The organism is Baekduia sp. (assembly GCF_035318805.1).
Taxonomy (GTDB): domain Bacteria; phylum Actinomycetota; class Thermoleophilia; order Solirubrobacterales; family Solirubrobacteraceae; genus Baekduia.
This window is the reverse complement of record NZ_DATHDY010000046.1, coordinates 55470-74119: the sequence shown is the minus strand read 5'-3', so window position 1 is coordinate 74119 and position 18650 is coordinate 55470. Positions and strand designations below refer to the sequence as shown.

19 protein-coding genes and 2 pseudogenes are annotated in these 18650 nt (G+C 73.5%); 9 read left to right on the top strand and 12 right to left on the bottom strand.

Going from position 1 to position 18650, the window contains the following annotated elements; all coding sequences use genetic code 11:
* The first annotated feature begins 127 nt into the window (after positions 1-127).
* Complete coding sequence (locus VK501_RS10975) at positions 128-1099, top strand: LacI family DNA-binding transcriptional regulator (protein WP_414641169.1); 972 nt, start codon at positions 128-130, stop codon at positions 1097-1099.
* Positions 1100-1120: 21 nt separating this feature from the next.
* Positions 1121-2670: pseudogene (locus VK501_RS10970) on the top strand (acyl-CoA synthetase).
* A 108-nt stretch (positions 2671-2778) separates the two neighbouring features.
* On the opposite strand, the gene VK501_RS10965 reads toward VK501_RS10970, so the two are convergent.
* On the bottom strand, positions 2779-3231 hold the full coding sequence (locus VK501_RS10965) for a hypothetical protein (RefSeq protein ID WP_324337450.1): 453 nt from the start codon (positions 3229-3231) through the stop codon (positions 2779-2781).
* Positions 3232-3245: 14 nt separating this feature from the next.
* Here VK501_RS10965 and VK501_RS28900 point away from each other — a divergent pair.
* The 3 genes and pseudogenes from VK501_RS28900 to VK501_RS10950 form a co-directional block, all read left to right on the top strand.
* Positions 3246-3623: pseudogene (locus VK501_RS28900) on the top strand (transposase); the annotation flags it as partial.
* 398 nt (positions 3624-4021) lie between these two features.
* Positions 4022-4774, top strand: a complete 753-nt coding sequence (locus tag VK501_RS10955) for a hypothetical protein (protein ID WP_324337448.1) — start codon at positions 4022-4024, stop codon at positions 4772-4774.
* A gap of 4 nt (positions 4775-4778) precedes the next feature.
* Positions 4779-5114 carry a hypothetical protein gene (locus VK501_RS10950; RefSeq protein ID WP_324337447.1) on the top strand — a complete coding sequence of 112 codons (336 nt, stop codon included), beginning with the start codon at positions 4779-4781 and terminating at the stop codon, positions 5112-5114.
* A gap of 177 nt (positions 5115-5291) precedes the next feature.
* On the opposite strand, the gene VK501_RS10945 is transcribed toward VK501_RS10950, so the two are convergent.
* The 3 genes from VK501_RS10945 to VK501_RS10935 are packed head-to-tail and all read right to left on the bottom strand — an operon-like array spanning position 5292 to position 7996.
* Positions 5292-6314 carry a 1-acyl-sn-glycerol-3-phosphate acyltransferase gene (locus VK501_RS10945; RefSeq protein WP_324337446.1) on the bottom strand — a complete coding sequence of 341 codons (1023 nt, stop codon included), beginning with the start codon at positions 6312-6314 and terminating at the stop codon, positions 5292-5294.
* 37 nt (positions 6315-6351) lie between these two features.
* Entirely contained in the window at positions 6352-6516 is a 165-nt protein-coding gene (locus VK501_RS10940) for a hypothetical protein (RefSeq protein WP_324337445.1), read from the bottom strand.
* Between the two features lie 10 nt (positions 6517-6526).
* Positions 6527-7996 (bottom strand): MFS transporter, encoded by a 1470-nt coding sequence (locus VK501_RS10935; protein WP_324337444.1) that lies wholly within the window; start codon positions 7994-7996, stop codon positions 6527-6529.
* 120 nt (positions 7997-8116) lie between these two features.
* Between VK501_RS10935 and VK501_RS10930 the strand changes: the two genes are divergently transcribed.
* Together VK501_RS10930 and VK501_RS10925 are read left to right on the top strand one after the other, a co-directional pair.
* A complete protein-coding gene (locus tag VK501_RS10930) occupies positions 8117-8797 on the top strand; it encodes a helix-turn-helix domain-containing protein (RefSeq protein ID WP_324337443.1) in 681 nt (226 codons plus the stop codon).
* A gap of 41 nt (positions 8798-8838) precedes the next feature.
* Positions 8839-9699 (top strand): hypothetical protein, encoded by an 861-nt coding sequence (locus VK501_RS10925; protein ID WP_324337442.1) that lies wholly within the window; start codon positions 8839-8841, stop codon positions 9697-9699.
* An 83-nt stretch (positions 9700-9782) separates the two neighbouring features.
* Here the strand turns inward: VK501_RS10925 and VK501_RS10920 are convergent, their stop codons facing one another.
* Both VK501_RS10920 and VK501_RS10915 read right to left on the bottom strand, forming a co-directional pair.
* Positions 9783-10364 (bottom strand): TetR/AcrR family transcriptional regulator, encoded by a 582-nt coding sequence (locus VK501_RS10920; protein WP_324337441.1) that lies wholly within the window; start codon positions 10362-10364, stop codon positions 9783-9785.
* Positions 10361-11920 carry a glycerol-3-phosphate dehydrogenase/oxidase gene (locus VK501_RS10915; protein WP_324337440.1) on the bottom strand — a complete coding sequence of 520 codons (1560 nt, stop codon included), beginning with the start codon at positions 11918-11920 and terminating at the stop codon, positions 10361-10363. The genes VK501_RS10920 and VK501_RS10915 overlap by 4 nt, the downstream gene beginning before the upstream one ends.
* 31 nt (positions 11921-11951) lie before the next feature.
* Between VK501_RS10915 and VK501_RS10910 the strand changes: the two genes are divergently transcribed.
* Positions 11952-13559, top strand: coding sequence for an FAD-binding oxidoreductase (locus VK501_RS10910; protein ID WP_324337439.1), 1608 nt, complete (start codon positions 11952-11954; stop codon positions 13557-13559).
* Positions 13560-13681: 122 nt separating this feature from the next.
* Here VK501_RS10910 and VK501_RS10905 read toward each other — a convergent pair whose 3' ends face one another.
* From VK501_RS10905 to VK501_RS10895, 3 genes are all read right to left on the bottom strand, one after another.
* Positions 13682-14335, bottom strand: a complete 654-nt coding sequence (locus tag VK501_RS10905) for a PadR family transcriptional regulator (protein ID WP_324337438.1) — start codon at positions 14333-14335, stop codon at positions 13682-13684.
* A 126-nt stretch (positions 14336-14461) separates the two neighbouring features.
* Positions 14462-15805 (bottom strand): FkbM family methyltransferase, encoded by a 1344-nt coding sequence (locus VK501_RS10900; RefSeq protein ID WP_324337437.1) that lies wholly within the window; start codon positions 15803-15805, stop codon positions 14462-14464.
* Between the two features lie 43 nt (positions 15806-15848).
* Positions 15849-16259, bottom strand: a complete 411-nt coding sequence (locus tag VK501_RS10895) for an FHA domain-containing protein (RefSeq protein ID WP_324337436.1) — start codon at positions 16257-16259, stop codon at positions 15849-15851.
* Between the two features lie 122 nt (positions 16260-16381).
* Between VK501_RS10895 and VK501_RS10890 the strand changes: the two genes are divergently transcribed.
* Positions 16382-16645, top strand: coding sequence for a hypothetical protein (locus tag VK501_RS10890; RefSeq protein ID WP_324337435.1), 264 nt, complete (start codon positions 16382-16384; stop codon positions 16643-16645).
* Positions 16646-16830: 185 nt separating this feature from the next.
* Here VK501_RS10890 and VK501_RS10885 read toward each other — a convergent pair whose 3' ends face one another.
* The 3 genes from VK501_RS10885 to VK501_RS10875 form a co-directional block, all read right to left on the bottom strand.
* On the bottom strand, positions 16831-17469 hold the full coding sequence (locus tag VK501_RS10885) for a winged helix-turn-helix domain-containing protein (protein ID WP_324337434.1): 639 nt from the start codon (positions 17467-17469) through the stop codon (positions 16831-16833).
* A 175-nt stretch (positions 17470-17644) separates the two neighbouring features.
* Positions 17645-18259, bottom strand: coding sequence for an NUDIX hydrolase (locus tag VK501_RS10880; protein ID WP_324337433.1), 615 nt, complete (start codon positions 18257-18259; stop codon positions 17645-17647).
* A 13-nt stretch (positions 18260-18272) separates the two neighbouring features.
* Positions 18273-18641, bottom strand: a complete 369-nt coding sequence (locus VK501_RS10875; RefSeq protein WP_324337432.1) for a hypothetical protein — start codon at positions 18639-18641, stop codon at positions 18273-18275.
* Between the last annotated feature and the right edge of the window lie 9 nt (positions 18642-18650).

The following is an 18650-nucleotide window of genomic DNA, read 5'->3' as shown; positions in this document are numbered from 1 at the left end:
CAACGGTACTACGTATGACGGCGCAGGTCGAGCGCCGGCGTGATGAAGTCCCGGCATCGCCTCGAACTCCCGCAGCCCCCGGCCGGTCACCGGCGCCGCCTCACGCAGCCCGCGCAAGGTCACGAGCATCGACGTCGCCCGGCACGCCGGGGTCTCGCAGACCACGGTGTCGCTCGTCTTCTCCGGCAAGGCCGTCGGCCGCGTGTCCGAGACCACCGCGGAGGCCGTCCGCCGCGCCGCGCGCGACCTCGGCTACCGGCCCAACGCCGCCGCCCGCGCGCTGCGCTCCGGCACGGCGGCCGCCGTCGGCCTCGTGGTCCGCGACGTGACGCACCCGTTCTTCGGCCGCACGCTGCGCGGCGCCCACCGCGCCGCCTGGGAGGTCGGCCACGTCGTCGTGCTCATCGACGACAACTACGGCAACGCGTGGGGCGACGGCTCCGTCGAGGCGCTGCGCGACGGCACCATCGACGGCTTCCTCTACTTCGCCGCCGACCCGCCGCCGTCGCTGCGCGCGCCGGGTGCGCCGCCCGTCGTGCTCGTCGAGAGCGAGCAGCGCCGGCTGCCGTCCGTGCGCCTCGACGTCGAGAGCGGGACCGACGCAGCGCTCGCCCACCTGCGCGAGCTCGGCCACGAGCGCATCGGCTACGTGCGCTCGGCGGTCGGCGGCCAGACGTTCGAGCGCCGCCACGCCCGGTGGGTCGCCCACCTGCGCGCGCACGGCCAGGACCCGGCGCGGCAGGTGGTCGTCGAGAGTCGCTTCGACGCTGAGAGCACCATCGCCGCCGGTCACGCGCTGCTGACCCACCCCGAGCGCCCCACCGCCGTCCTGTGCGACGACGACGTCCTGGCCAGCGGCCTGATCGCCGCCGCCAACCAGCTGGGCGTCGACGTCCCCGGCGAGGTGGCCGTGGTCGGCTTCGACGACCTCGACATCGCGCGGCTGACCAGCCCGCCGCTGACGACCGTGCACTTCGACCCCGAGGCCCTCGGCGCCGCGGCCTTCGAGCTCCTGTACGCGCGCCTGCAGGGCAAGCGCCCGCGCAACCGGGTGCTGCCGTCCGAGCTGATCGTCCGCGGCTCCACAGCCCGACGCTGAGAGCGCGGGTAGGTTGGGCGCATGGAGATGACCAGCACCGTCGATGCCGTGGTCGCTCGCAGCGCGCGGCGCTTCCCCGAGCGCACGGCGCTGCACTTCGGCGAGCGCCGCTGGACCTACCAGGAGCTCGACGACGCGATCAGCCGCGTCGCCGCGCGCCTCCTCGAGCTCGGCCTGGCCAGGGGCGAGCGCGTCGCCGCGTGGGCACGAACTCCGACGCCTACCTGCTGCTCTACCTCGGCTGCGCCCGCGCCGGGCTGGTCCACGTGCCCGTCAACTACAACCTGGTCGGCGGCGAGCTGTCCTACATCGTCGGCCAGTCGGGCAGCGCTGCGCTGTTCGCGGATCCGGGCCTGCAGCACGCGGTGGACGCCATCGCCGGCGACCTCCCGGACGTCGTGCACCGCGGCACGCTGCGCGACGGCGCCGACCCGCTCGCCGACGTCCTGGCCTGGGCGCTGACCGGCGAGGTGCCCGACCTCAGCCACGTCAGCGTCGCCGACGACGACCTCGTCCAGTTGCTGTACACCTCGGGAACGACCGCGGCGCCGAAGGGCGCGATGATGACCCACCGCGCCTTCGTCTGCGAGTACGTCTCGTGCGTCGTGGCGCTCGACCTCGACGCCTCCGACGTGCCGCTGCACCCGCTGCCGCTCTACCACTCGGCGCAGATGCACGCGTTCCTGATGCCCTACCTGATGCTCGGTGCGACCAACCACGTCGTCGAGCAGCCCGACCCCACCGACATGCTCGCGCGCATCGAGCGGGACTCCATCACCGCGCTCTTCGCTCCGCCCACCGTGTGGATCGCCCTCTCCGAGCACCCCGACTTCGCGACGCGCGACCTCACGGCGCTGCGCAAGGCCTACTACGGCGCGTCGATCATGCCCGTGCCGGTGCTGCAGCGCCTGCGCGACGCGCTGCGCGGCGTCGGCTTCTACAACGCCTTCGGCCAGTCCGAGATCGCGCCGCTGGCCACCGTGCTGCGCCCCGAGGAGCACGACGCGCGGCCCGACTCCGCCGGCCGCCCCGTCCTGTTCGTCGAGATCCGGGTCGTCGGCGACGACGGCGACGACGTCCCGCCCTCCGGCGGCCAGGGCGAGGTGCTCTACCGCTCGCCGCAGCTGTGCACCGGCTACTGGGACAAGCCCGAGGAGACCGAGGAGGCGTTCGCCGGCGGCTGGTTTCACTCCGGCGACCTCGTGCGGATCGACGACGAGGGCTTCATCTTCGTCGTCGATCGCGTCAAGGACGTCATCAACACCGGCGGCGTGCTCGTCGCTAGCCGCGAGGTCGAGGAAGTGCTCTACCTGCATCCCGCCGTGGCGGAGGTCGCGGTGATCGGCACGCCGCATGAGCGCTGGATCGAGGCGATCACCGCGGTCGTCGTCACCCGGGAGCCGGCCACCGAGGAGGACCTGCTCGCCCACGCGCGCGAGCACCTCGCAGCCTTCAAGCTCCCCAAGGCGGTGCACTTCGTCGACGAGCTGCCCAAGAACCCGTCGGGCAAGCTCCTCAAGCGCGAGCTGCGCGAGCGCTTCGGCGGCGACGCCTCGGCCGTCGGGCGCTAGGGGAACACTGGCCCAGAGGGCCAGGTTCCCTTGCGGGGGTTCGCCCAGGGGGCGAAACCCGCGGCGGATGAGGGACCCACGCTCCTAGCGGCGCGGCGGCCGCGCGTCTCAGTCCTCGAACCGCTCATCCTGGGCGGCGACCTTCGCGGTCAGCTTCTCGACCAGCGCGCCGCTGGCGCGCGTCGCGATAAGACCGGGCTGACCAAGGCGCTGTCGCTGCGCCTCGGCGATCTCAAGCAGCGACGGTCGGGGCATGACCTCGGGCATGTCGTTCGCGATCTGGCGGTGATGCTGGCCGACGGCGGCGACTGCCTGGCCGACCTCGGCGCGCTGGGCGATCAGCAGGCTGTTCGGGGAAGTGGCGTCGACCTCGACGGCGTTTCGCGTCATCGACCGGATCGCCTCGGATCGCGACGGGCTGGATCGGTTGCACGCCGCGCGCGCCGGCGCGCGGGCGCGCGCGTGGCAGCTGATCGGCGCGCCCGCCGAGTCGGACATCGACTTGGACGCCACGCTGATTGCCGGCCACGCCGACAAGGAGGGCGCGGCCGGCACCTTCAAGGGCGGCTTTGGGCATGTTGGCCTATGGCGATCAGACCGGCGAGGCGCTGGCCGGCGAGCTGCGACCGGGCAACGCCGGCGCGAACACCGCCGCCGACCAGATCGCGGTCGCCGAGCAGGCGCTGGCGCAGATCCCCACCGAGCACATCGAGGACATCGACCTCCTGCTGCGCGTCGACGGCGCCGGCGCCACCCATGAGCTGCTGGGCTGGTGCCGGGAGGGCCGGATCCGCTACTCGGTCGGCTACGACCCCACCGACGCCGTCCGCGAAGCGATCCTCAAGATCCCCGATCAGGACTGGGTGTGCGCGCTGGACCAGGACGGCGGCCCACGGCCCAACGGGCAGGTCTGCGAGATCACCGATCTGCTGGAGCTGGACGGCTGGCCGGCCGGGTCGCGCGTGATCGTCCGCCGCGAGCGCGCCCACCCCGGCGCGCAGCTGAGTTTCACCGACCATGACGGCCACCGCTTCCAGGCGATCCTCACTGACCACGGCATCGGCCTCGCGGTTGGGACGTTTGAGTTGGGGTGGAAGATCGGAACCGGTTTCAATGCCAAGTTCCTGACAATCGGCCTTCCTGACCCTCCGCAACCGAAGGCATCACCGGCTCAGGGGACACTGTCGTTCCGGAGCGCTGGGAGCGCGAGCGCGTTCAACAACACTCCTCTCCCGGCCGACGGCTGGCTTCTTGAATGGTCGTACTCGTCACAGACCTGGACCTCGGTCAACCTCTCGCAGGGTGGGCCAGTCCATGCGCATATCTCACTGGACCGCCCGAGGGGTTCCGCGTGCTCTCCGGATTCGCCACGGTGGGCTGGTGTGTTGCGCCGCCGGTTCCGGTCGAGAGCTACTGGCTCAAGGAGGATGAGCTTCCGGCGAGCACGCCGGTGGAGGACTACAACGGTCAGCCGTACAACAAGACCTACGCTGCACCCCCCGACCCGGGAACAACCGTGGTCGCAACCCGGACTCGGAATGGCCTTGAGTCAGGGGCATACCCGACATTGGAGCGGCAACTGGAGTTCGAACTTGGCGAACCCAATGTCTGTGATCCGGTCGACCGCAACGTCTGCAATCCGCCCACGACCGACGAAGACGGTCAGCGACGCTGCGAGCTCTCCACCCCGGATGACACTGACCCTGATCAGACGGTCAGCACCGCGTTCAACCATCCGGCGCAATACCGAGTGGTCACGCCGTTCACCCGCACGACCGAGGACGGCGGTCAGACCGACACGGCGCTGAAAGTCGGCTGGACTGCACCCAGCGCCAAGAAGGGCTGGAAAGGCTGGGGCTGGCGACACGTCGCAGCGAAGCACGGATGGGGACCGGACGACATCGTGGCGACCCAGATCGCGCTCCAGTCCGTCCCCACGCGCCAGAGCAATGGCACACTCGAGTATCTAGGCATCGAGTACGAGAAGAACGGCGCGATCTGCACGCGGGTCGTTATCGTTGCTGACGAGACGCTCGCTGACTTGGGCGAACCGGAGGCCAAGGCCATCATCACCTCATATGGTCGGTTCATTCGATGGAATTGAGGTCATGAACCAGCGCGATCCGCACTGGCCGTCACGTTTCGGCACGCTTTACGGCAACCCCGACGACTACGAAGCCGCCTGCCTTGATGCGGCCAGAAAGATGCTGCTCGATCGTCCCAAGCACGGACCGGACGTCGTCGTGCAGGACGTCGAGCTCGCCGGTCAATATCCCAGCGCGCAAATCGTTGTGCGCCTGCTTCGCCGAGGGCGTCCGGAGGTCATGACGTGGGAGGTCTACGAAGACCTCTTCAGCGGCACGCGTCCGCCGGAAGATCCCTTCGAACCACCGCCCGGCGTTGCACAGGGCCTGCTCGTTGACGTGCTCGAGGGGTACACATAGACTGCAACTCAGCGGGTGGCCCGGTCGGCCGCTTCGCGGCGGCCGGGCTGGCCAGGCCGGCGTGAGTTTGTGCTCCCGCGCCCTGCTCTTTCCCTTACCGACTCCTGCACGTCGCCGGCCGCCTGGCTTCCACGCCCGCTAGCGACACAGTCTCCTAGCGGCGGGCGGCCCCGCGCCTCAGTCCTTGTGCGCGCCGACCCAGTCGTCGACCTGCTGCCAGCGGTCGTACAGCCACGCCACCAGCGCCTCGCGCTCGGCCGGCACCTCTGCCGCGTCGAAGCGCCAGAACTGCGCGCAGACGGTGCCGCCCACGAGCCCGCCCCGCCAGATGTCGGAGATGCGCTCGAAGCCGTCGAGGCCGACGTGCGCGCAGAACACCACGTCGGTCCCGCGGCCCGCCTCCAGCAGCGCCAGCGGCCCACCGAGGCGCGGTGGCAGCACATGGCGCAGCCCGCGCGCCCGCTGCGCCAGCGCGGGCTGCCGCTCGGCGATCGCCTCGATCGCCTGGGCCAGCTTGGCGGGCGTGAAGCGCGTGCCCTCCGGATAGATCAGCACGCCCTCGTGCGGATCGAGGTCGATCGCCAGCTTGCGCAGGTCCTCGAGCTCGCCCACGGTGTCGCCCGAGCCGCGGCGCACGAAGTGCGTCGGCACCCAGCGCCCGCCGATGTCGATCGTCGGCAGCATCTGCAGCTCGCGCTTGATGACGAACCGCAGGCCCATGTCATGGGCCTTGCCGATCAGCGCGTCGGGCAGCGTGTTGTCGATGATGCTCGCGTGGCGCATGAGGATGAGCACGGGTCCCGGCGCGACGTCGTCCAGCCCGCGCACGTCGAACGTCAACCCGAAGAGGCGCCGCACGCCGCTCAGGTGGCCGGCGGCCCAGAGCTGGCGCAGGCGGTAGACGCGGAAGCGCCGCGTGCGCGTGTCGCGCCCGAGCGAGGCGAGCCCGATGAGGCCGAGGCCGGCGACGCCGCGCAGCTCACCGAAGAGAAACCACCACAACATCGCCACCAGGCGAACGCCGACCCACGGCTTGCGCCGCAGCACCCAGAGGACGAGGTCGACGGTGGCCGCCGCGGCCAGCAGGAGCGGCAGCGTCAGCGTGACGACGGCGAACGCCCCGGCCTCGACGGCGATGCCCTTCGCGCGGCGCGCGATGCGGGGACCACGAGGTCCGGAGTCCGGCAGGAGCGGTCCCACTCCGGCGCACCGTACCGGCCGGCGCCCCGGGGCGGGCTCAGCCCACCTGCTCCAGCCCCCAGGCGACGCTGGCGACCGCGACGGCGACCGCGTACGCCGCGCTGTGGGCCCGGAGGTGGCCTGCGACCCGCGCGCCGAGGCCGGCCGCGTACGCGCGGCCGGCCTCGTGAGTGTCCTTCGGAAGCTGGCGCGGACCGATCACGGCCATCCGATCAGTGCGCCATCGCCGGGGCGCCGGCGCCCACCCGCTCGGCCGCCGGGACGCCCGGCCGCAGCAGCGCGGTGCAGACGACCGCCGCGACCGCGAAGATCGCGGCTGACCAGTAGAACGCCGTCGTGTAGCCGTGGACCGCGGCCGTCGCGACGAGGTCCGGCGTCGGCCGGCCCTTGCCCTGCAGGTACGAGGTCGTGGCGCTGGCCGCCAGCGTGCTGAGCAGCGCGGTGCCGATCGAGCCGCCGATCTGCTGCATGGTGTTGACCATCGCCGAGGCGACGCCCGCGTCGTGCGGATCGACGCCGAGCGTCGCGCTGCTGATCGCCGGGGCGAAGATCAGGCCGAAGCCCAACCCCATGACGATGAGCGCGGGCAGGACGTGGGTGGCGTAGCTGGAGTCCGGGCTGATGCCGGTCAGGTAGAGCATCCCGATCGCGCCGAGCACGAGGCCCGAGCCGACCAGCGGCCGCGGCCCGACCTTGGGCAGCAGCTTGGTCTGCGAGGTCGTGGCCGAGAACATGATGGCGAACGTCATCGGCAGGAACGCGAGGCCGGTCTTGATCGGCGAGAAGCCCAGGTTCTGCTGCAGGTAGTAGGTCAGGAACAGGAACACGCCGAAGATGGCGATGCCCGACAGCCCGATCGCGAGGTACGAGCCGCCGCGGTCGCGGTCGAGCACGATCCGCAGCGGGAGCAGCGGGTGCGCGACGCGCTGCTGGAGCACGACGAAGGCCGCGAGCAGGACGACGCCGGCGACGAGGGAGGCGATCGTGGTGCCGTTGGCCCAGCTCGTCTCGGCGGCGTGCGAGAAGCCGTAGACGAGGCCGAAGAGGCCGACCGAGCCGGTGATGGTGCCGGGGATGTCGAGCTTCGGCTTCTCGGCCGGGCGCGAGTTGGTCAGCAGGATCAGCGCGCCGACGACGGCGACGCCCGCGAACGCGAGGTTCACATAGAGGCACCAGCGCCAGGAGAGGTACTCGGTCAGCACGCCGCCGAGCAGCAGGCCGACGGCCGCGCCGCTGCCCGCGATCGCGCCGAAGATGCCGAACGCCTTGTTGCGCTCGGCCGGCTCGGTGAACGTGGTGGTCAGCAGCGACAGCGCGGCGGGCGCGAGCATCGCGCCGAACACGCCCTGCAGCGCGCGCGCCGCGACGAGCATGCCGAAGCTCTGGGCGACGCCGCCGAGGGCGGAGGCGACGGCGAAGCCCGCCAGGCCCGCGACGAACACCCACTTGCGGCCGAAGAGGTCGCCGATGCGGCCGCCGAGCAGCAGCAGGGAGCCGAAGGCCAGCGCGTAGGCGGTGATGATCCACTGGCGGCTCGCGTCGGAGAAGCCGAGGTCCTTCTGGGCGGAGGGGAGAGCGATGTTCACGATCGTCGCGTCGAGGACGACCATGAGCTGAGCGAGGCCGAGGATGGCGAGGACCAGCCAGCGGCGCGAATGGGCGGTGTCTGAGGAAGAGGTCACGGGGGGAGGGGGAGGGGGAGAGGGTCGAGCGCAAGTGGACGAATGCCGTACCACTTGTCCGCGTAAGAGTATCACGAAAATGGAGGGATCTCCTCCGTTTCTTGCTACCTTGGGGTGACCGTGACCTCCGTGACCTCGATCACTCCCGAGGACCGCCCGCTGCGCAGGGACGCTGAGCGCAACCGGCAGCGGATCCTCGACGCGGCGCGGGAGCTCTTCGCCGAGGAGGGCCTGCGCGTGACGCTCGACGCGGTCGCCGCCCGGGCCGGCGTCGGCGTCGGCACCGTCTACCGGCGGTTCGCCGACAAGGAGGCGCTGATCGACGCCCTCTTCGAGGCCCGCATGGACGAGGTCGTCGAGATCGCCCAGCGCGCCCTGGCCTGCGACGACCCGTGGGCCGGCGTCGTCCTGTTCTTCGACGAGGCCATGGAGCTGCACGTCGCCGACCGCGGCCTCAAGGAGCTCATCTTCAGCACGGCCCACGGCCGCGAGCGCGTCGCGGGCGCACGCGAGCGCATCAAGCCGGTCGTGACGCAGGTCGTCGAGCGCGCCAAGGCGTCGGGCCAGCTGCGCGCGGACTTCCAGACGACGGACGTCCCGATCCTGCAGCTCATGCTCACCGCCGTCATGGAGTACACGGGCGACACCGACCCGCGGGTGTGGCGCCGGTGCCTCGTGCTCATGCTCGACGGCATGCGGGCCGAGCCGGGCGCCCGGACGCCGCTGCCGTGCACCGCGCTGAGCGACGGGCAGCTGGACGCCGCGATGGCGCGCGGGCTGTCCAGCGCGCCGCGGCGATGAGTCGAGCGTCTGGGCACCGTGTTCTGGGCACACCTCGGCCCATGGACGGCGGCCCCGTCGATTTCGCGCTGACCCGCTTCGAGGCGACCGCCGGTCTCCTGGAGGTCGAGGGGACGTGGTCGGGCGTCCGCGGCATGCGCTTCGTGCGTCCGGCCCTGGTGGTCCAGACCCCAAGCGGCGAGCGCACGCTGCTCGCGGTCCTCGAGCACAAGCCGTGGCCCGCAGAAGACGGCCGGCCGTGGCGCGCCGCATTCCCGTGGACCGGCGGCGCCCTCGATCCGGCCGACGCCGAGCTGGCCGTCGCGCCGTCGATCGTCGTGCCGCTGGGCGAGCCCGACCCCGACGCCGTGGTCGACCCGCAGGTCGCCCTTCGCCGCCGGCTCGCCGAGGCGGAGGAGCGCGCGCGGCGGGTGGAGGCCGAGGTCGGGTTCCTGCGGCGCGAACGCGAGGAGATGGTCGCGCCCGACGTCGTGCAGCGCCGGCAGGCCGCCGCCGACACCGAGCACGCCGCGGCGCAGGCCTCGGTGGCGCAGCAGCGTGACGCCGCGGTGGCGGCGCGGCAGGCGGCGATCGACGAGCGCGACCAGGCGCGGGCCGAGCGGGACGCGGCGCGCGCCGAGCGCGACGCCGCGACGGCCGAGCGCGATGCGGCGCGCGCCGAGCTGGGCGAGCGCGAGCGGGTGGCGGCCGAGCTCGAGTCGGCGCGCGACGCGCTGCGCACGACCGAGGCCGAGCGCGACGACGCGCTGGCCCGGCCGGCGGGAATGGTGCGCAAGGGCGCGCGGCCCGAGCGCGAGCACGCCGCCGTCGCGACCCGTGCCGACTGGGCCGCGCGAACCGCGGCGATCGTCGCCGTGCTGGTCCTGCTCGTGCTGGCGATCAGCCTGCTGAAGGCGTTCTAGGGGAACACTGGCCCAGAGGGCCAGGTTCCCTTGCGGGTGTTCGCCCAGGGGGCGAAACCCGCGCGGGTTAGGGACCCGCACGCCTAGGCGCCGCGGCGCTCCGGCGCCAGCATCGCGTCGACCGCGTGCTCGAGCTCGCGCCGCAGCGCCACCTCGGGGACGTCGTCGGCGATCCCGCCCGAGAGCACGAAGGACTGCGTGACGAGCAGGAGCGCCTGGGCCATCACGCGCGGGTCGCCCGCGCGGATCGAGCCGTCGACCTGGCCGTCGGCGACGTCGCCGACGACGAGCGCCACGGCGGCCCGCTGCGTCTCGCCCATCCGGTCGAGCACGTAGGGCAGCAGCAGCTCGGGCTCGGCCTCGAGGATCTTGGACATCAACGCGCTGGCGCGCATCGCCTCCACCGAAGCGAGGATGCGATGCACGACGCGGGCGCGGGCGTCGGCGCCGCCGACGCGCTGCGCGATCTCGGCCATCGCGGCGCCGAACTCGCGCGTCATGAGCTCGCGCAGCACGGCGTCGACGTCGGGGTAGCGCCGATAGACGGTCATCCGGCTCACGCCTGCGCGGCGCGCCACATCGGTGAGCGTCGTCCTGCGAATGCCGAAGTCGAGGACGGAGGCGCGGGTGGCGTCGAGGATGGCCTCGGTCGTGGCGTCGGTCACACCGCGAGAGCTTGACGGTCCGCGGCGATCAACGCCGTGACCGCCGGGCGCGCCCGCTCGCGGTCGGCCGCCACGAGCCCGATCCGGGTGCGACGGTCGAGCACGTCGTCGGCGTCCAGGGCTCCCTCGCAGCGCACGGCGTGCAGTACCTCGACGCCGAGGACGTCCAGGCCGGGGGCGACGGGCGCGAGCAGCTCGGGATCCCCGGCGGCGAGCGCGACGACCGCGGGCGCCTCGGTCCCGTGGCGCTCGACCAGGCGGCGCGGGGCCGGCACCGCCGCCAGCGCCTGGCGCGACGCAGCGCCGACCAGCGGCAGGTCGCGCGTGCGGCACGGCCGGGCGCGCCCGGTCAGCCCGCCGGCGTCGACCGCGGCGTCCACCGCGTCCTGCGCCATGCGACGGTACGTCGTCAGCTTGCCGCCGACCACGCTGACCAGGCCGCCTCCGCCGCGGATCACGGCATGGCGGCGGGAGAGGTCGCTGGTCCTGCCGGACGCGGCGTCGCCATCGTCCACCAGCGGGCGCAGCCCGGCGTAGGTGCCCAGCACGTCGGCGCGGGTGAGCGGGACCTCGAGGTTCGCAGCCAGCGTGTCCAGCAGGAAGTCGATGTCCTTCTCGGGCGCGGTCGGGACGTCGGGGATCGCTCCGGGTGCGGGCTCGTCGGTGATCCCGACGTAGGCGACGCCGCTGCGCTGGGCGATCGCGAAGACCCAGCGGTGGCGCTCGCCCGGGACCGGGATGTTGAGCGAGCCGGCGAGCCCGCCGAGGACGTCGAGGCCGACGACGAGGTGCGCGCCGAGGCTCGGGCGCAGGCGCAGGCCGTCGACCAGCTCGCCGGCCCACACGCCGGTGGCGTTGACCACGGCGCGGGCCCGCACGTCGAACGTCGCACCGGTCAGCTCGTCGCGCAGCCGCGCGCCGTCGCCGTGCAGCTCGGCCGCGCCGCAGCGCGTGACGATCAGCGCGCCGTGCGCGGCGGCGGTGCGGGCGAGGCCGACGACCAGGCGCGCGTCGTCCTCGAGCTGTGCGTCGGAGGCGATCAGCCCGCCGCGCAGGCCGGCGCGGCGCACGCCGGGCGCCAGCCGCAGGACCTCGTCGGCGCCGGCGCGGCGCGACCGCGGCAGCTCGCGGGCCGAGGTGCCGGCGGCGCGGCGCAGCCCGTCGCCCAGCGCGAAGCCGATGCGCGTCTCGCGCTCGGCGCGCGCGTCGACCTGCGGCGTCAGCGGCACCACCTGCGTGATCGGCCGCACGAGGTGCGGCGCGGTGCGCGCCAGCAGGACGGCGCGCTCGCGGGCGCTCTCCATCGCGATGCCCACCGCGCCCTGGGCGAGGTAGCGCAGGCCGCCGTGGACGAGCTTGCTGCTCCAACGACTCGTGCCCCAGGCGAGGTCGCGGCGCTCGACGAGCGCGACGCGCAGGCCGCGAGACGCCGCGTCCAGCGCGGCGCCGGCGCCCGTGACCCCGCCGCCGACCACCAGGAGGTCGAGCGGCGGGCCGTCGCGCAGCGCGGCCAGGTCGGCCGTCCGGCGCGTCGCGTTGAGGGCGTCGTGTGACATCTAGGCAGAGAATGTAACATCGTCACGCACGATGAGCCAGACGACCGACGCCTTCGATCCCGCAGCGCGCTGGGCCGCCCCCGACGGCGAGGCGCTGGTCGACGACGCGCTGCGCACGCTGCTGCGCCAGGCGTTCGCGATCGAGGAGGGCGACGGCGGATCGCCCGCGGCCGTCGCGCTGCCCGTGGGCCCGTCGGCGCTGGCCGGGGACGCCCTGGCGGCGCTGGAAGCCGCGGTCGGCGCCGAGCACGTCGTCCGCGACGACGGCGCGCGCGCCGCCCACGCCAACGGCATGTCCTACCTCGACCTCGTCCGCCGCAGCGCCGACCCGCCGGCCGCGCCCGACGCGATCGTCGAGCCGGCCGGCCACGCCGAGGTCGGCGCGGTGCTGCGCGCGTGCAGCGAGCACGGCGTCGCCGTCGTGCCGTTCGGCGGCGGCACGAGCGTCGTCGGCGGGGTCGCCCCCGGCCGCGGCGCGTTCTCCGCGGTGATCGCGCTCGACCTCCGGCGCCTTGACGCGCTCGTCGCGGTCGACGACGTGTCGCAGACCGCGACGCTGCAGGCCGGCGTGACGGGACCGCGCGCCGAGGAGCTCCTCGCGGCCCACGGCTTCACGCTGGGTCACCTGCCGCAGAGCTTCGAGCGGGCGACCATCGGGGGCTACGCCGCGACGCGCTCCGCCGGCCAGCTCTCGACGGGCTGGGGCCGCTTCGACGCGCTGGTGCAGCGGCTGCGCGCCGCCACGCCGGCCGGCGATCTCGACCTCGGTCGCGCTCCCGGCACCGCCGCCGGCCCCGACCTGCGGCAGCTGCTCCTCGGGTCCGAGGGCGCGTTCGGCGTGATCACCGAGGTGACCGTGCGCGTGCGCCCGATCCCCGAGACCGTGCGGCACGAGGGCTGGCGCGTGGCGGATCTCGCGACCGGCGTCGGGATCCTGCGCTCGCTGGCCCAGCACGGCTCCAAGCCCGACCTGGCGCGCCTGTCGGACGAGACCGAGACCGCGCTCGGCGTCGCGACCGGCGGCGCCGCTGCCGAGGACGGTGCGGGCGGCTGCACGCTGCTGATCGGCTGGGAGGGCGACGCGGTCGACGTCGCCTACCGGGCGGCCGGCGCGCGCGGGCGGCTGGAGGGCGCGGGCGCCGTCGCCCTGGGCGAGGAGGCTGCCGCGGCCTGGCGCCACGGGCGCTTCCGCGCGCCGCGCCTCCGCGACGAGCTGCTCGGCACGGGCCTGCTGGTCGAGACGCTGGAGACCGCCACGACCTGGCGCGACCTCATCGCGCTGCACGACGCGGTCGGCGAGACGTTGCGGGGCGCGCTGGACGGCGCGAGCCCGGTCGTCTCGTGCCATGTCTCGCATCTCTACGCGACGGGCGCGTCGCTGTACTTCACCGTCCTGGCGCGGCGCGACGCCGACGATCCCGTCGGCCAGTGGCTGCGCGCGAAGGCCGCCGTGATGGAGACGCTGACCGGCCGCGGCGCGACGCTGACCCACCACCACGCCGTCGGCGCCGACCACGCGCCGTGGCTGGCCGCCGAGCTCGGGGAGCTGGGCGTCGACGTGCTGCGCGCCGTCAAGGCGCGGCTGGATCCGGCCGGCGTGATGAACCCGGGGAAGCTGCTGCCGCCGGCGCCGGCGTAGCGCGGCGGGGACGAACGCGGCGGGGACAGTCCCCTCCCCAATTGGGGAGGGGACTGTCCCCTTCGACCGTGGGTGCGCGCCGCGTCGGGTGCTGCGAAGCAGCCCTCCCTCCCTCGGGAGGGTTACTGCTGGTCCTCGCCGGTCGGCTGGTCGCCCTCGGGCGCGTCGCCGGCCAGGAGGCGATAGAGGCCGCGACGGGCGTCCTCGAGGATCCGCTTGGCCTCGGCCAGTTGGGCCTTGGAGCCCATCTGGGCGACCTGCATCGAGGCGACCGCCAGGGCCTGCCCGGCGTGGCGCAGGTCGTGCAGCTCGCTCGGGACGCCCTCGGCGACGGTCTCCCACGGCGTGCCGTAGCGCTCGCGGTGCTCCTCGACGTGGGCGCGGCCCTCGTCGGTGAGCTCGAACGTCTTGCGGCCGTCGTGCTCGACGCTGCGGATCAGGCCCTCGTCCTCCAGCTGGGCGAGCGCCGGGTAGACCGAGCCGGGGCTCGGCCGCCAGACGCCGCCGCTGCGCTCCTCGAGGACCTGCATCAGGCCGTAGCCGTTGCGGGGCTCCTCGGCGAGCAGGAGGAGGGAGGCCGCGCGGATGTCACCGCGGCGGGCGCGCCGCCCACGGCCTCCACGGCCGTGCGGACCCGGCCCGAAGCCGAAGCCCGGACCGCCGGGGCCCCGGCCGCCGCCCATCATCGCGAGCAGCTCGGGGAAGAAGGCGCGGCCGCGCGGGTCGCGCCGATGATGGCAGTGCCCGGATGGCGCTGCGTGTGTGGCACCGGTCATGTGGTGCTCCTTTCGTCTTTGACTATCGACGGAGCATCACGATATATCGGAAGTGTTCGGATGTCAAGAGAGCGGCGCGGGTCCGGCTCCCGCGTCGCCGGAGGTTCGTGTCGAGCCGGCGCCCCCTCAGCCCACCGGCACGCCGAACAGGATCGAGTCGATGTCGGTCATCGTCGAGCACTGCAGGTACCACCGGTAGTCGAGGCCCAGGGACGCCACGAACGCCGGCAGCACGGCCAGGTCGTCGGGCCGGTGGTAGGCGGCGAGGGCCAGGCGGGGGCGCTGGGTGCGGAGCGTGTGGGCGGCGCCGCGAAGGACCTCGGGTTCGGCGCCCTCGACGTCCATCTTGATGAAGTCGACCCGGTCGAGCTCGCCGCGGGCGACCAGCGCGTCGACGGAGTCCGTGATGGCCGGGACGGTTGTGCGGCCCTCGGGCGCGCCGCCCTCGTGCGTCGTGGCGCCGGCAGCGGTGATGTCGTCCATCCACACGTGGCGGCCGGGCTCGGCGGCCAGCGGCGCGGCGTGCACGCTGATCCGCGGCGCGAGCGCCGGGTTGCGGTCGAGGTTGGCGGTCAGCAGCTGCAGGTTCCGCGGCGACGGCTCGAAGCAGTGGACGTGGCCGGAGGCGCCGACGTGATGGGCCATCCACACCGCCGTCTCGCCCCAGCAGCCGCCGACGTCCAGCGCGACGTCGCCCGGCCGCGGCCGCGCGGCCGGCACGTTGACCGCGTCGCGATAGGCGTATTGGGAGAACACGATCGTCGAGGCCAGCGGCAGGGGCGGCCCCGCAAGGCACACCGGCACGCCGACCGGCGTGAAGTCGAAGACGTGGTGGGCCCACTCGTACGGCATCCCGGGCATCCCGGCGACGCCCGCCGAGCGGATGAGCTCGGCGGTCATCCCGATCACCGAGCGCCGGTACTCGCCGGGGTCGAGCTGCAGGCGCACGTGGGCCGGTCCGAGCGCGCGGTAGGCCAGCAGCCGCAGGAGGAGGTCGCGGCTCTCCTCGTCACCGAGGCCGGCCCAGAGGACGTCGCAGCGGTCGAGGACGGCGATCTGCGCGGCGAGCCGCTCGCCCTCGCCGGCCCGATCGGGGAGCGTGCGCCCCCACGGCTCGAACAGGAAGTCGACGTTGTCGGCCAGGTGCGTGCGCTGCGCGTCGGCGACGGTCTGCAGGAAGCGGCTGCGGCGCTCGCCGTCGGGCGGCGCGGCGTCCGCGCGCTCGGCGCCACCCAGCGCCGCCAGGTTCTCGGCCGCGTCGGGGAACTGCGGCGCCAGCGTCACGAGCGCCTCCAGGAGCGCGCGGGCGTCGGCGCGGCGGCCGCTGCCGTCCAGCATCACGGCGAGGTCGTTGATCAGCTCGGGATCCAGGCGGTCGGCGATCGCCGCGCGGAGCAGGTCGACGGCCTCGGGGACCGCGCCGGCCTCGAAGGACGCGACCGCGCGCGCATGCAGGTCGGTGGCGCTCATACGACATTCGTCGGCCTCCACCTCGCCGACCTGTAGCGCGCGCTCAGATGATGTCGCGGTACGTCAGCACCACGCGCCCGAGCACGACGACGTCGCCGTCGCGCAGGTCCGCCGCCGTGGTCCGCCGGCCGTTGACGAACGTGCCGTTGGCGCTGCGGTCGTCGAGGATGCGCGTCCCGCTGGAGCGCTGGTGGACGATCGCGTGACGGCGCGACACGCTCTGGTCGTCGAGCACGACGTCGGCGGCGAAGCTCCGGCCGACGTGCGTCGTGCCGGGTCGCAGGGGGAGCAGGACGCGCTCGTCGCCGTCGTCGAGCTCGAGGTAGCGGCCCGCCGGGGGACGCTCGGGGGACACCGCGTGGCGGCGGTCGCGGAAGCTGACGCGGGGGAGCGCGTCCAGGACGCTGGTCAGCCGGTCTTCGCGGGTGCTGGCGATGGAGGAGGCCGGTGACATGTCCTGCAGTTCACCGCCCGAACCTGAGGCGTACCTCAAGGCGGTATGAGAACTGGCTCAGAGGCGTGCCGGGTGCTTTGAACCGCGATAGGGCGGGAAGGCCGGTACCCTTGCGCTCCTGGATGTCAGCCACCGGTCGCCCACTCACCACCGTCGACGGCCGGTTGGCCCTGCAGCTCCTCGAGGAGGCAGGGGACAACGGCCTCACCGTCGCCGAGATGCGCAGCGAGGGCCTGCAGATGCCCGCGCAGGCGCTCTACGAGGTCGAGCTCGCCGGCTGGTCGCTGGAGCGCAAGTCCGGGCGCACGCGCCTGCGCCCGCACGACGCGCCGCCGCCCAAGCCCTTCGAGATGCCCCCGAAGGTGCGTCTCGTGCCGCGCGGCTAACTCGCCGCGCGCAGCGCGGGCGAGCCCGAAGGCCTCGTCGGCCGGCGCACGCTCGCGTGAGCGGCGGCACTACATGCTCAGCGACTTCCATCGGTATCACGACGCCCCCGGAGGCGCTGGCCGAGAGGCCGGGCGCGCCGCCGGGGGCGAGATGAAGAACTGCGTAATGGTGGCGCGTTGCCGCTCTAGGCGGAGGCGCGCCGCGTCCGCTTCATCGGCGTGCGCTTCTTCTTCGACTCAGGGATCTGCGTGCTCAGCGGCACCGACTCGAAGCCCAGGAGGACGACGCCGGCGTCGATGGCGCCCTCGTCCCCGGCCTTGGTCAGGCGCTTCGCGGCGTCGGCCTGGATGCGATCGACGCGCTCCAGGAACTTCGCGGCCTCGGCGGTGAGGGCCTTCCAGCCACGGTCGTCCAGACGCGCGGTCTTGCGCTCCAGCACCGCGTCTGCACGGTCGAACCCACCGGCCGCGGCCGACGCGTTCGTGTAATCCTCGAGCATCTTCAACTGCGAGCCGACCGCGGCCTGCTTGGCCACGGGCGACGCCTTGGACCAGTTCTCCTCCGTGACCTTCGGGCGAGCCTTGGCCTTGTAGTGGTGCTCGACGGCCCCGCGGACGCGGGTCTCGTCGACGAGCTCGATCAGGCCGAGCTTGTGGAGGGTGCGCACGTGGTACGCGGTGGCCCCGAGCGTGGTTCCCAACCACTGGGAGAGCTCGTTCGGGCTGGCCTTCCGCTCCTGCAGCATGGCCATGATCCGTACACGTACGGGATGGCTCATGGCCTTCACGTAGCGGGGGTCATCGATGGCGGTGATGGGCTTCACGGTCCGTCCAGGGTTCGTTCAGGTAAAGGCTGTTGCCGCGAACCTTAGCTTGCCGCGCGGCCGGCAAGAGCAAATCTTGTTCAGGTTCCCACGCAGGAACTGTGCAAAGGCACTCATCCGTGGTCAATCCTTCCACGAAATGGGGCGACTGGTGTACCCGAGCGATAGTGGAGCCTCACTGCTGAGGCGGCTGGCCGGCCACGCGGGCGAGGTCCGTCGCGAGGGCGCCGAGGTACGGCGTGGGCACCAGCTCGTCGCCGGTGACCTCGATCGCCGCGACGCGTTCGCCGTCCCAGGCGCTGGCCGGGATGGGTCCCGGCGCGCCGCCGGCCAGCGCGGCGAAGTCGGCGTGAGCGATCAGCACGAGCCCGTCGACCTCCACGCGGTCGAACGCCGTCCACGTCTCGAGCGCGCGCTCGTCGCGGACCGCGAAGACGTGCTGCAGCTCGCGATTGGCGCGGCCCTCCTGGTCGGCCTCGTCGGCGACGCGGTGGACGCCCAGCGGCTCGAGGTCGCCGAACGCGTAGGCGACGCCCAGCTCCTCCTCGGCCTCGCGCAGCCCGTCGCGGACGGCCTCGCCGGCCAGCAGATGGCCGGCCGCCGACGCGTCGAGGCGGCCGGGCCACGAGGCCTTCGTCGCCGCGCGGCGCTGCAGCAGCACGCCGTCGGCGCGCACGACCCACAGGTGGAAGGCCAGGTGCCAGTCGCCGTCGCGGTGCACGTCGGCGCGGCGCTTGATCCCGATATGGCAGCCGCGCTCGTCGAAGGCGTCGAGGAGCTCGTCGTCCATTGCGCCGCCGATCCTAATCACCCTCGCCGGTCCAGACCCGCCGCCGCACGCGCTCGGAGCTCCAGCGCAGCGGGCGGTCGCCGACGTCGGCGGACCGCCAGGTGGCGCAGTGGGCGTTGAGGAGCCGCAGGACGACGTCGGCCGGCGCGTGCTCGCCGTCTCGGTCGGGGTCGGCGCCGTAGAGCTCCTCGACCGGCTCCAGCAGGCGGGCGGAGACGAGCAGGTCCGCGCCGTCGGCCTGCGCGCCGAGGTAGCGGAACGCCCAGAGGCCCGGGATCCGGCCCAGCGCGGCGAACTCCTCGGTGAGGCGTCGCGCGGTCTCGGCGGCGCGCGGCGCGGCCTCGACTCGAAGGGTGACGTCGAGGCAGAGCGTGAAGGGCACTGCGCGCGA